Origin of the sequence: Streptomyces laculatispora (genome assembly GCF_017353455.1) — a bacterium.
Classification (GTDB): domain Bacteria; phylum Actinomycetota; class Actinomycetes; order Streptomycetales; family Streptomycetaceae; genus Streptomyces; species Streptomyces laculatispora.
This window is the reverse complement of sequence record NZ_JAFMPZ010000128.1, coordinates 20,932-31,964: the sequence shown is the minus strand read 5'-3', so window position 1 is coordinate 31,964 and position 11,033 is coordinate 20,932. Positions and strand designations below refer to the sequence as shown.

Below are 11,033 nucleotides of genomic sequence, written 5' to 3'. Positions count from 1 at the left end.
CGTTTGACAGCGAACCCAGTCGTTTCGGCTTCTCTGACAGTGGACCTAGTCGGAGGGCTGATGCCGTGGGCAACGAGCTCACACTGTGACTTCCGGTTGTTCCGAGCTGAGGTAGTGCACGCGCGTCTGATCGGCGTGGAGCATCAGCAGGCCGTGCAGTTCCTCGGCGGCGAACTTGAGCAGGTGGCCGTCGCGGGTGGCGTGGAGGGTTTCGAGGACGAAGACGACACGGGCGGAGTCCTCGGTGACGCGGGTGCGGTGGGCGTCGCGGTGGTTCCAGTGGCGGGTCAGGACGCCGGTGGTGTCGTCATAGATGATCTCGCCGGGCTTGGGGTTCTCGATGGTGTCGGGTTCGCCGAGCGGGGTGAAGGTCTCGGTTCCGTTCGCGTATCGGATGTTGACATCGCCGGTGAGGTGGTCGAGGTCGAAGGCGCCGGCGGGCAGGCCGTGGCGGACGGATACGGCGTTGTAGGAGTCGACGGCCGGGTTGATCCGCGGCAGCGTCCCCTTCTTGGCCATGCGACGCCCCAGGGCGTCGACGCTCGGGCGGATGCGACGCGGATTGGTACCGAAGGAGCGGTAGGCGGTGTGCCATGCCTCGATGCGCGGGTCGGTCTCGTCTGCGGGCTGCCAGGCCCCCTCGGAGAGTTCCTGCTCCAGCGTCTCCAGGGCGGCGGCGGTGTCGGGCCAGGGCTCATGGCCTCGCAGGCCGGTGGCGGTGACCACGGCGATGAGGGTGTCGGGGAAGGCGTCCGCGACGGCGGGGGCGATGCGGAAGTCGGCCATGGGAAGTGTTCTCCGTTCCTTCGTGCGTGTGGGGCGGGTGGTCAGGGCTTCCAGGGACCGATGCGGTTCAGGCGTCGGCGCTGCTGGTGTGCGGTGGGAGCGTCGAGGCCCTGGCCGCGTTCGGTGAGGTGGTCAGCGACGGCGGCGCGGTGCTCGACGGGCTTGTGGTCGTCGTACTTGAACTTCGCCCGTACGTCGGTGACCTCCAGGCGCAGGCCGCGGATGCCGGGCAGCATCCGGCCGTACGGGGGCTGGCCGGCGGAGATGGGGGCGTGGTCGCCGTCGGTCTGGAAGTGGGCCATCTGGCGGCGCAGCAGCTCGGCCTTGCCCTCGGGGTCGTCGACAATCCTGGCGTGGCAGGTGAACTGGACGGCCGTGTAGTAGCTGGTGGGGACGCCGTCGGCGGGTGGGGTGTCCGGCTTTGCGCGCCAGGGACCGGGGATGAAGGCGTAGTCGCCGAAGACGGTGAACAGGACGTTCGGGTCGTTGTCGATCGCCGTCCAAACCGGGTTGGGGCGGGCGAGGTGGAGCAGGAGGTGGCCGGTTTCGCTGGTGAAGTGGGTGGGGACGGCGACGGGCGCCTGGCCGGGCAGGCCGTTGACGCCGAGGAGGCCGAAGTCGTGGCCTTCTGCGATCCAGGTCTGCCATTCGGCTTCGTCCAGGCCGGCGTCCCAGGGCTGGATGAACATGCTGGTCTCCTTGCAGGGCGGCGGTGTCGGAGGTCTCAGGTGAGGGCGAGGAGGCTGACGGCGACGGCGGCGACGCCCAGGCCGGCGAGCTGTCCGCGGTGGATGCGTTCGGCGAGGACGCTGCGGGCGAGCAGGACGGTGCCGGCCGGGTAGAGGGCGGTGATCACAGCGACGACGGCGAGGTCCCCGCTGCGGGCGGCGAGCAGGAACAGCAGGTTCGCCACCGAGTCCAGCGCGCCGGCTGCGGCCGAGATCGCGTACGCGGGCTTCTCCGTCCCGAGCCTGCGGTACAACAGTCCGGCCGCAGCCAGGGTGACGGCGGAGGAGACCGCCCTCCCGATGATCAGGGGTGCCACGCCGCTGTCGGACGGGGCCTGGTGCAGGAAGATCAACTGGAGGGCGATGGCGGCGCCGGCCCCGAGGGCCAGCAGCAGAGCGGTACGCGACGGGCGGCCTGATCCGGCGCCGTGGCCTGCGCTGACCATCACCACCGCGGCCAGAGCGAGCGGAAGCCCGATCAGGCCGGCGGTGCCCAGGTGCTCGCCCTGGAGCAGGCCCACGCCGACCGGCAGCATGGCCGAGACGAGGGCGGTGACGGGCGAGAGCACGTTCATCGGACCGATCGCCAGGGTGCGGTAGAGCAGGGCGAACGCGGCGGCCGAGGCCACGCCGGAGGCGGCGCCCCAGCCGAGCGCGGCGGGGCTGAACGAAGCGCCGAGTACGGGCCACAACAGCAGCTCGACCACCAGGCTGGCCGGCGCGGCGACCATTACAGTGCGGAGCACGTGGGCCTTGCGGGCGCCCAGACCGCCGAGGAAGTCGGCGCATCCGTAGGTCAGTGAGCTGCCCAGGGCCAGCAGTAGAGCTATCACGAGACGATCCCTTACGGTTACAGTGGAACGACTAAACCGTACAACGGAACGACCGCACTCTGTCAACCGAACGACCGAGTGGCACATTCCACTGACCGACCGATGGGGATGGTGATCAGGTGACCGAGACAGAGGCGGCCCTGCGCACGCTCGCGCACAACGTCCGCTCAGCTCGCACACGCGCCGGCCTGTCCCTGGACGAACTCGGCCGCCGGGCCAAGGTCAGCAAGGGGGCTCTGGTCGGGCTGGAGAAGGCGCAGGGAAATCCGAACTTCGCGACCCTGGTCCGGCTGGCCGACACGCTGGGCGTCTCGGTCTCCGCCCTGATGGAAGGTCCGGCCGAAGGGCGCGTCCGCGTGGTGTCGGCCAGCGGCGTGATGCCGCTGTGGGCGGGCGAACGCGGCAGCGAGGCCCGGCTCATGCTGACGACCTCGGGCCCCGCTCCGGTCGAGGTGTGGCGCTGGCGTCTCGAGCCGGGCGACGAGTACCCCAGCCACCCCCACCAGACCGGTGTCGTCGAGACTGTCAGCGTCATTGCAGGGCGCATGGTCCTGGTCGTCGACGGCGCGGAGCACCCCGTCGAAGCCGGACAGACCGCCACGTTCGAAGGCGATGTCACCCACACCTATCGCGGGGAGGGTGACGAGACCTGTCATCTGATCATGACCGTCCATCTGCCGCCTGGGCCCGCATCCGCAGTCTGATCCGTCCGCGGATGGCACTCACTCCGCTCGCCCTGGACGACTGGGTTCGTTGTCAATCGCCTTGATTGGATATCAAAGGACACCTTTGGCATCCAATCGAGGTGTTTGACAGCGAACTCAGTCGTTTCGGCCTTTCTGGCAGTGAATCTAGTCGGAGGGGTGAGCACGTTGGGGGTGTCGAATGTCGGTATCGACAGGGGTGGAGAGCACTGCCCCGTACGTCGAGGTGTCGTGTCGAGTGGACGACAAGCGCGGGACTAAGCGGCGTCGTCCGTTGCTGGACTGCGCGACGGTCAGGTTCGAAGACGCGGTGCCGGTCCGGCCGTTTCGGTGGTCGTGGGGTGGGCGCCATTTCCCCGGGTGGTACTGGGCGGCGACGACAGGACAGCACGTCGGTTTCGAGTCGTGGTTGGAGCGGGACCGGCTGGTGCTCATGGACTTCGATCCTGCGGTGGTGGGCATGGCGTCCCATGCCGTTCTGGCTGCACTGGCACGACGGGGAACGTGAGCGTCGGCATGCCCCGGACTTCTTCGTGCGCCGGGTCGATGGCTCGGCGGCGGTCGTCGATGTCCGCGCCGACGACTGGATCGCTCCGCGGGACGCCGAAGCGTTCGACCTGACGCGCCGGGCCTGCGCGGAAGTTGGGTGGAGATTCGAGCGGGTGGGGACGCCGGAGCCAGTGCTCCTGGCGAATGTCCGGTGGCTGTCGCGCTACCGGCACCCCCGCTGCCGACGGGAGCCGGTCGCAGCTCGGCTGTTGGAGGTCTTCTCGCAGCCGGGGCCGCTGATGGCCGGGGCTGATGCAGCCGGCGACCGGCTCGCGACGTTGCCCGTGTTGTTCCACCTCTTGTGGAAGTACGAGGTGTCGGCCCAGCAGATGGACATCGAACTGCTCGGGCCGCGTACGGTCGTGCGTCGGGCTGGCGGGAGTGCCGGATGACGAGCGAGGAGCGTCGGGTCCCGCCGACGGCGCGGATCGCGGAGTTCCCTAAGAGGGCTGCTGAACAGGCCCGTTGGTGGGAAACACACGTCGTGGAGGTGCTCCACGGATTGCCGCCGGATGCTCCCCACGGGGCAGTGCCGCGACCGGAGTTCGACCCTCGGCAACGTTGCCTGGCTGAGCGGGAGCGGGCCAAGGCCGCCGAGCTGACGGCAGCGGGCCATCGGATGACGGCCAGTGGAATCAAGCAGCGGCGCCAGCGTTATCAGCGCGACGGGCTGGTCGGGCTGGCGGACGGGCGGTCGGCCAAGAAGCTGCCGGACTTCGGCCAGATTTCCCCGTTGGTGGTCGAGGCAATGAGGCAGGCGATCGCCGAGACGACCGATGCCTCCTCGAGGACGGTTCGGTTCACCATCTGGCGGACGAAGGAGATCCTGGCGTCCCGCGACGACGCCGACGGCATCGCATTGCCCACGGAGCGCACGCTTTATCGGCTGTTCGACAAGTTGGCGGTCGGCACGCACGCGACCGGTTCGGCGAGGACACGGCGCTCGTTGCTGGCCCGTCCGGCCGGCCCGTTTGGGGAAGTCCCCGCTATTGCGCCGGGCGAGCTGATGCAGATCGACTCCACTCCGTTGGACGTTTTGGTACGGCTGGATGACGGCATCGCGGAGAAGGTCGAGTTGACGGCGCTGGTCGACATCGCGTCTAGGTCGATCACGGCGGCAGTGCTGCGTCCGACGACGAAGGCGGCCGACGCCTCCGCCCTCCTGGCCCGCAGCATCACACCGGAGGCGATGCGGCCGGGCTGGCCGCAGGCGCTGCGGATGTCCCGGTCGGTCCTGCCGCACCGGCGGCTACTGGCCCTGGACAAGCGGTTGGAGCAGGCGGCGGCGCGGCCGGTGATCGTGCCGGAGACGGTCGTTTGCGATCACGGCAAGGTGTTCATCTCGCACAACTTCCGTGCCTCCTGCCGCTTCTTGGGCGTCTCGCTGCAGCCGACGCACAAGGCGTCGCCCTTCGAGAAGGGCGTGATCGAGAAGACGCTGGGATCGGTGGCAACGCTGTTCGCGCAGTTCGTCGCGGGGTACACCGGCCGCTCGGTGGAGCGCCGTGGCCGGCATGTGGAGGACGGACCGCTGTGGTCCTTGCCCGAGCTGCAGGACCTGCTGGACGAGTGGATCGTCACGATCTGGCAGAACCGGCCACACGATGCGCTGCGCGATCCCAGCGCACCGAAGCGGGCGTTCTCGCCGAACGAGAAGTACGCGATGCTGCTGGAGTCGTGCGGTTACGTTCCGGCCCCGTTGAGCGGTGAGGACTACGTCGAGTTGCTGCCGGAGCGGTGGCACGCGATCAACTCCTACGGCATCCGGATCAAGTACCGCACCTACGACGGCCCGGAGTTGAACCCGCTGCGCCGTCAGCACTCCGGGGTCGCGGAGAGGAAGGGCTTGTGGGAGGTCCACTACGACCCCTACGACATCTCGCGGATCTGGGTACGCGACCGCCGAGGTGAGAGGGACCGGTGGATCACCGTGTTCTGGCGGCACCTTCACCGTGTCGGCGTCCCGTTCGGCGAAATGGCCTGGGACCACGCCCGCCAGCAGAATCCGAACGGCAGCGAAACCCAGATCGCGGAAGCGGCAGCGGACCTGCTCAAGCGCGCCCACAATGGCCCTGTCGGCGAGGAGCGCCCTCCGGCCAAACGGCCAAGGAAGGATCGCCGGGTCGCAGCCCGCACCCGAGCGACCGCCCCGAGCCGGGAGATCCCTGATCCACCGGCCGAGAGCGAGCCCAGGGACGAGGACACGGCGGACTCCGCGCTGGCGGAGGTCATCCCACTGGGCCTGTTTGACCCCCTGGCCGATCCTTGGAGGCGCACGTGACCATCTCCAAACCGGCGGCCCGCCGCACCGTGCTGCAGGAGACCGACGTCGAGGCCGACCGGCAGCTGAACACGTTGACGGGGTGGGGCAAGTTCATCGACGGCCCACCCGCTCCCCCCGTCTTGGCGTCGCGCAGTGCTCGGCAGCAGATGAACCCACCCGAGCGGGACCTCTATGAGGAGTCCCGCCTTGACCATCACGCTCGGATGCTCACCGTCGCCACCTCATTCATCGAGCGGACGGCGATCTGCGGCCGTCGTCTGGTGCTGCTGAACCGGCACGCGATCAGCGCCCGTCGCGGGCTGATCGTCTCCGGCCCGGCGGGAACCGGAAAAACCATCGCCATCACGCAGTTGGGGCGCTCCCATGAACTCCTGGACCGGGCCCGGCACCCCCATGCCACAGACCGGATCCCGGTCGTCTATGTCACCGTCCCGCCCGCCGCGACCGCCCGCATGATCGCGACCGAGTTCGCACGCTTCCTGGGCCTGCCGGTGCGGGCCCGCTCGAACATGACGGACATCATCGAGGCCGTCGTCGGTGTTTGCACCGACACCCGCACCGCTCTGGTGCTGGTCGACGAACTCCATAACATCTCGCTCACCAGCCGCCACGGCGCCGAAGTCGCCGACACCCTCAAGTACTTCTCTGAACGCCTGCCCGCCACCTTTGTCTTTGCCGGCATCGACATCGACGAATCCGGGCTGCTGTCCGGGACACGCGGTGCCCAGATCGCTGGCCGCTTCACCCTGATCCCCTCCCGGCCCTTCCCCTACAACAGTGAATGGAAGGGCCTGGTCGCCACCATGGAAGACACCTTGCGGCTGCACGAACACCGTTCCGGCACACTCACCGACCTGGACCGCTTCCTGCACAACCACACCGCCCACACCACGGCGTCGATGGCCACGAAGACCGCTACGTCCCGATGAAGAGCGAACTGCCGCCCCGGTACGCGCCGCTGCCGGTCCGACTCCGCCCCTGCCTCGGGGAATCCGCCAACTCTTACATCCGGCGCCTGGCTCGCGCCAACCATCTCCAGCCCAGCTTCCTGCACTGCTACCTCTGCGGCCCACCGCAGTGGTTCGGCAGGCCGCTAAAACCTCGCCACCGCCGCCGGCCGCTCGCCCGAAGCACTCGAACGCGCCCTCGCCGACGCCAACTCCCTGGGCGGCATCAACAGATCACGCCGACGCTTACCGAGGAGAAATCCCTTCGCCTGGCACCAGGACCTGGCCCAACGCATCGCCCTAGACGCCCGCAAAGGCACCCAAATCCGCACGCTCGCCAAGCGCTACAACCTCCGCTCCTGGGACGTTCGCTTCGCCCTGGAGACACCACGCCTGACCACATCAGAGACGGGGCCGCTGACCGAACCCGTCACGGGCGTACTCGCCGACACGGTCGAGAGCATGATCGGCAGAGGTCTCAATGGAAGGCAGATCTGGGCAGAACTCATGGACCACCACGAGTACTCGATAACTTACGGCTCGATCCGCCACTACATCCGTTACGCGCGACCTCGGACGAGGACTGCGCAAGCAGACGAACGGTAGACCAACGGATCGGCCTTCCCGCTGACGTCCAACCCCGTCCGTGGCCTACCCTCTGGCCCCGAGCCGGAAGCAGCCGCCAGCCGAGCCCAGGGCGAGGCAGGCGAGCCTACGCGGTGACTGGGTCCGTGGCCGTGGTGTCGTCGTCGAAGGTCATCTCCGGAGCGGGCCGGCGGAAGCCCTTGGTCAGGACGGCCAGGTAGACGACGCCGATCGCCAGCCAGACGCCGCCGATCTGGAGCGCCACATGACCGAGCTTCGTGAGCAGGTAGAGGGAGACGGCAACGCCGACGGCCGGCATCACCAGGTACGAGAAGAAGTTGAGGGAGCGACCCTGCCTGCGCTCGCGAACCAGGTGGGCGATCACGCAGACGTTCACCAGGGTGAAGCCGAGGAAGGCGCCGAAGTTGATGAATGAGGTGGCTGTGGTCAGGTCGAGTTTCATGGCGAGGACGCCTGCGGCCGCGGTCAGCAGCAGGTTGAAAACGGGCGTGCCGGTCTTCTTCGACAGGTTGCCGAAGACGGCCTTGGGCAGTGCACCGTCGCGTCCCATGACGTACATGAGGCGGGCGGCGGAGGCTTGCAGGGCGATACAGGAGGCGATGGATCCGGCGATGGTGACGAAGTTGATGATCTCGGCGTAGGTCTTCCCTCCGACCTGCACCTTCAGGTGGTAGGCGGCCGCGTCGACGTCGGCGAACTTCGCGCCGGGGTGGACCAGTTGCATCACGAAGGACAGCACGATGAAGATCGCTCCGGCGGCGATGACGCAGCCGATGATGCCGCGGCCGATCGTCTTCGCCCCGCCCCTGGCCTCCTCCCCCAGCGTGGAGACGGCGTCGAAGCCGAGGAAGGAGTACGCGGCGATGGCGGCGGCCGCCGTGACCGCGCTGATCGACGTGCCGGAGTTCCACAGGGCGTCCGTGGCCGGCGCGGAGGAGCCGTGCTTGCCGAGGAAGACGACACACAGGGTCGCGAAGAGGACCAGCGATCCCAGGGCGATGAACATCAGGACCTTGTTGACGCGGTCCGCGAGCTTCATGCCGAAGACATTGACGGCGGTGGTGACACCCACCGAGACGATCAGCCAGACCCACTTGGGCACTTCGGGGAACTGGGCGTGGAAGTAGATCGCCGTGATCAGCCAGCCGACCATCGGGATGAAGAAGTAGTCGAGCAGCATCGCCCAGCCGGACAGGAAGCCGATGCGGCCGTCGAGCATCCTGCGGGCGTACGTGTAGACCGACCCCGCACCGGGCACGGCGCGCGCCATCTTCGCGTAACTCAGCCCCGTGAGCAGCATCGCGACGGTGGCGATGGCGAACGCGGTCGGGGCCGCGCCGCCGCTGGTGGCGGCGACCACGCCGAACATCGTGACGACGATGCCCGGGGAGATGTAGGCCAGGCCGAACAGGACGACGGACAGCAGGCTGAGGTCGCCCTTCAGTCTCATCGTGCTCTCTGTGGTCTCGCTGTTCAACATCGTGGCTCCTCGGTGGAGTGGGCGGGGTTCCAGGTGGCGGGGTCGATGCGACCCCCGTACAGCGGGAGTTCAAGGGCCGGGTCGCCGGGACGGAACTGCTCCCAGACCCGGTTGAGACCGGCGGTGCCGTAGCGGCGGACGTTGCCGACCTCGTCGAGGTCGATCACGTCGGTCAGGGTGGAGTCGCCGGCGTCGACGGTTTCGGCGCGCACCGTGCCCTGCGGATCGATGACGAGGCTGCGGCCGACCCCGGAGGGGGCGGCGGCGTTGACACCGGCGACGAAGACCTGATTGGTGATGGCGTTGGCGCGGCTGAGGACGACTTCCTGAGCGCGGTCGCTCGTCGACGTGCGGACCACATTGACGATCAGCTCGGCGCCCATCCAGGCCAGATGGCGGGAGACCTCCGGGAACCAGGTGTCGTAGCAGATGGACAGTCCGATGCGGCCGACCCCGGCGAGGTCGACGACCTCGAACCGGTTGCCGGGTGTGGTCGTCTCGTACGGGCGCCACGGGAAGACCTTGCGGTAGGCGGCGAGGCGCTCACCCCGGGGTGAATAGACCGGTGCCGTGTTGTGGACGCGGTCGCCGGTGCCTCGCTCGTAGACGGTGCCGGGCACCAGCCAGATACCCAGATCCCCCGCGAGCTCGGCGAAGGCCGCATCGCGTTTGCCGTCGAGCGGCTCGGCGGCCTCCTGTGGGGCGGCCGGGACGCCGGGGGCGCTCTCGCCGAGGTGCAGTTCGGGGTAGACGACGAGGGCGCCGGGCGCGCGCAGTTTCACGCGCCGCTCCACGTCGGCGGCAAAGCCCGCGAGGTCGTCGGCCGGGCGGCCGGGCGCCTGGGCGAGGATCAGGGGCAGGGGGCGGGCCATGCGGGAACACCAGCCAATCGAAGGAACTGTTCGAGGAGAAGTCGACGGAGATTCGGGCGCCGATCACCCGAAATTCCGGTGGGACAAGAATGCGGCGAGTCAGCCATAGCCTCAAATACTTGAAAGGGGTGGCTACCATGCCTCTGAGGCATGAAGGTGTCATGCCTCCTCCATCTCCCGAGGGGCCCCCGCCATGGAACTCCGAGTGCTGCGCTACTTCCTGACCATCGTGGAGACCGGTTCGGTCACCAGGGCCGCCGAGGTGGTCCGCGTCGCCCAGCCCTCGCTGTCGCGCCAACTGCGCGGCCTGGAAGGCACCTTGGGGATGACGCTCTTCGACCGCGGCGGCAAGCAGATGGTCCTGACGGCGGCCGGCCTGCGCTTCCTGCCCCTGGCCCGCGACCTGGTCGCCCGCGCGGACGCCGCCGAGGCCGCGGTCGGTGCGCTGGCCGCCGGTCGTGCCATGCGGATCACCGTGGCGGCGCCGCCCACCACCATCACCGACGTGATCGCGCCGTTCCTGGCCACCTGGGGGCCGGAGGATCCGCTCGTCACTGTGCAGGCGGAGAGTCCGGCACGTGCGTACCAGGCCCTTGCGAGGGGCGCCGACGTCGCCATCTCCTCGTCACCTCCGAGGCGCCGATTCGCCGGGCTCCCGGTGGCCCGCCTGCCGCTGTGGGCCTACGTCCGTGCCGACCACGCCTGGGCGGACCGGGACCGCGTCACCATCGGGGAACTCGCCGCGGAGCCCCTCATCGTCCTCACCCCGGCGCACGGCACGCGCCGCATCCTCGACCACGCCGTGCAGGAGGCGGACGCCTCGTACGACATCGTGCTCGAATGCGACACCCCGCACGTCGCACAGGCCATGACGGCTTCGGGCCACGGCATCGCGGTGGTCTCCGACGACGCCCGCTTCGACCTGCACCCATTGCTGATCCTCGACAGCGAAGGCGACCCGCTGCAGATCCACCTGCACGCGGCATGGGACTCCGGCCACTACGCGCTGCACAGCATCGAGACATTCGCGGCCGGGCTGTCGCGCTTTTGTGTCGAGCGGTACGGGCCACAGGTCGCCGACCGCCTGTGACGGAGAGCTGGAGGTATGCCCGGCAGGCAGCCTGACCAGATCGGGCAAGCATTGGACGGCGGCCCCGGCGCACCTCACGATGCGGCGATATCCCGCACCGGTTGCCAGCCCGAGAGGCTGGCGCAGCTACTCGCGGGCCGCGCGCAGAACGGCA

The 11,033-nt window shown here is 68.7% G+C and carries 10 protein-coding genes; 5 read left to right on the top strand and 5 right to left on the bottom strand.

Annotation, left to right across the window (positions count from 1 at the left end):
- Nucleotides 1–78 precede the first annotated feature (78 nt).
- The 3 genes from J1C73_RS07700 to J1C73_RS07690 are packed head-to-tail and all read right to left on the bottom strand — an operon-like array spanning nucleotide 79 to nucleotide 2,347.
- Nucleotides 79–786, bottom strand: coding sequence for a B3/B4 domain-containing protein (locus tag J1C73_RS07700; protein WP_207315678.1), 708 nt, complete (start codon nucleotides 784–786; stop codon nucleotides 79–81).
- A 41-nt stretch (nucleotides 787–827) separates the two neighbouring features.
- The gene (locus tag J1C73_RS07695) at nucleotides 828–1,475 is read right to left on the bottom strand and encodes an FMN-binding negative transcriptional regulator (RefSeq protein ID WP_207315677.1); all 648 of its coding nucleotides are present in this window, start codon (nucleotides 1,473–1,475) and stop codon (nucleotides 828–830) included.
- 35 nt (nucleotides 1,476–1,510) lie between these two features.
- Entirely contained in the window at nucleotides 1,511–2,347 is an 837-nt protein-coding gene (locus J1C73_RS07690; RefSeq protein ID WP_207315676.1) for an EamA family transporter, read from the bottom strand.
- 119 nt (nucleotides 2,348–2,466) lie between these two features.
- On the opposite strand from J1C73_RS07690, the gene J1C73_RS07685 reads away from it, so the two are divergent.
- The 4 genes from J1C73_RS07685 to J1C73_RS07670 all read left to right on the top strand — a co-directional run bounded on the left by J1C73_RS07685 (nucleotide 2,467) and on the right by J1C73_RS07670 (nucleotide 6,813).
- Nucleotides 2,467–3,051, top strand: coding sequence for a helix-turn-helix domain-containing protein (locus J1C73_RS07685; RefSeq protein WP_207315675.1), 585 nt, complete (start codon nucleotides 2,467–2,469; stop codon nucleotides 3,049–3,051).
- A gap of 470 nt (nucleotides 3,052–3,521) precedes the next feature.
- Nucleotides 3,522–3,992, top strand: coding sequence for a TnsA-like heteromeric transposase endonuclease subunit (locus J1C73_RS35910; protein WP_372446661.1), 471 nt, complete (start codon nucleotides 3,522–3,524; stop codon nucleotides 3,990–3,992).
- The gene (locus J1C73_RS07675) at nucleotides 3,989–5,881 is read left to right on the top strand and encodes a Mu transposase C-terminal domain-containing protein (RefSeq protein WP_207315674.1); all 1,893 of its coding nucleotides are present in this window, start codon (nucleotides 3,989–3,991) and stop codon (nucleotides 5,879–5,881) included. The genes J1C73_RS35910 and J1C73_RS07675 overlap by 4 nt, the downstream gene beginning before the upstream one ends.
- Nucleotides 5,878–6,813, top strand: a complete 936-nt coding sequence (locus tag J1C73_RS07670; RefSeq protein WP_207315673.1) for a TniB family NTP-binding protein — start codon at nucleotides 5,878–5,880, stop codon at nucleotides 6,811–6,813. Before J1C73_RS07675 ends, J1C73_RS07670 begins: the two co-directional genes overlap by 4 nt.
- Nucleotides 6,814–7,543: 730 nt before the next feature.
- Here the strand turns inward: J1C73_RS07670 and J1C73_RS07665 are convergent.
- Both J1C73_RS07665 and J1C73_RS07660 read right to left on the bottom strand, forming a co-directional pair.
- A complete protein-coding gene (locus tag J1C73_RS07665; RefSeq protein WP_242643853.1) occupies nucleotides 7,544–8,917 on the bottom strand; it encodes an APC family permease in 1,374 nt (457 codons plus the stop codon).
- The gene (locus J1C73_RS07660; RefSeq protein ID WP_207315672.1) at nucleotides 8,911–9,789 is read right to left on the bottom strand and encodes a carbon-nitrogen hydrolase family protein; all 879 of its coding nucleotides are present in this window, start codon (nucleotides 9,787–9,789) and stop codon (nucleotides 8,911–8,913) included. The genes J1C73_RS07665 and J1C73_RS07660 overlap by 7 nt, the downstream gene beginning before the upstream one ends.
- 193 nt (nucleotides 9,790–9,982) lie before the next feature.
- Between J1C73_RS07660 and J1C73_RS07655 the strand changes: the two genes are divergently transcribed.
- Entirely contained in the window at nucleotides 9,983–10,879 is an 897-nt protein-coding gene (locus J1C73_RS07655) for a LysR family transcriptional regulator (RefSeq protein WP_207315671.1), read from the top strand.
- Nucleotides 10,880–11,033 lie beyond the last annotated feature (154 nt).

What these genes read in the sequence shown, in the direction of transcription:
- J1C73_RS07675 (WP_207315674.1), top strand. Translation starts at nt 3,989, where the DNA reads ATGACGAGCGAGGAGCGTCGGGTCCCGCCGACGGCGCGGATCGCGGAG.
- J1C73_RS35910 (WP_372446661.1), top strand. Translation starts at nt 3,522, where the DNA reads ATGCCGTTCTGGCTGCACTGGCACGACGGGGAACGTGAGCGTCGGCAT.
- J1C73_RS07695 (WP_207315677.1), bottom strand. Translation starts at nt 1,475, where the DNA reads ATGTTCATCCAGCCCTGGGACGCCGGCCTGGACGAAGCCGAATGGCAG.
- J1C73_RS07665 (WP_242643853.1), bottom strand. Translation starts at nt 8,917, where the DNA reads ATGTTGAACAGCGAGACCACAGAGAGCACGATGAGACTGAAGGGCGAC.
- J1C73_RS07700 (WP_207315678.1), bottom strand. Translation starts at nt 786, where the DNA reads ATGGCCGACTTCCGCATCGCCCCCGCCGTCGCGGACGCCTTCCCCGAC.
- J1C73_RS07660 (WP_207315672.1), bottom strand. Translation starts at nt 9,789, where the DNA reads ATGGCCCGCCCCCTGCCCCTGATCCTCGCCCAGGCGCCCGGCCGCCCG.
- J1C73_RS07655 (WP_207315671.1), top strand. Translation starts at nt 9,983, where the DNA reads ATGGAACTCCGAGTGCTGCGCTACTTCCTGACCATCGTGGAGACCGGT.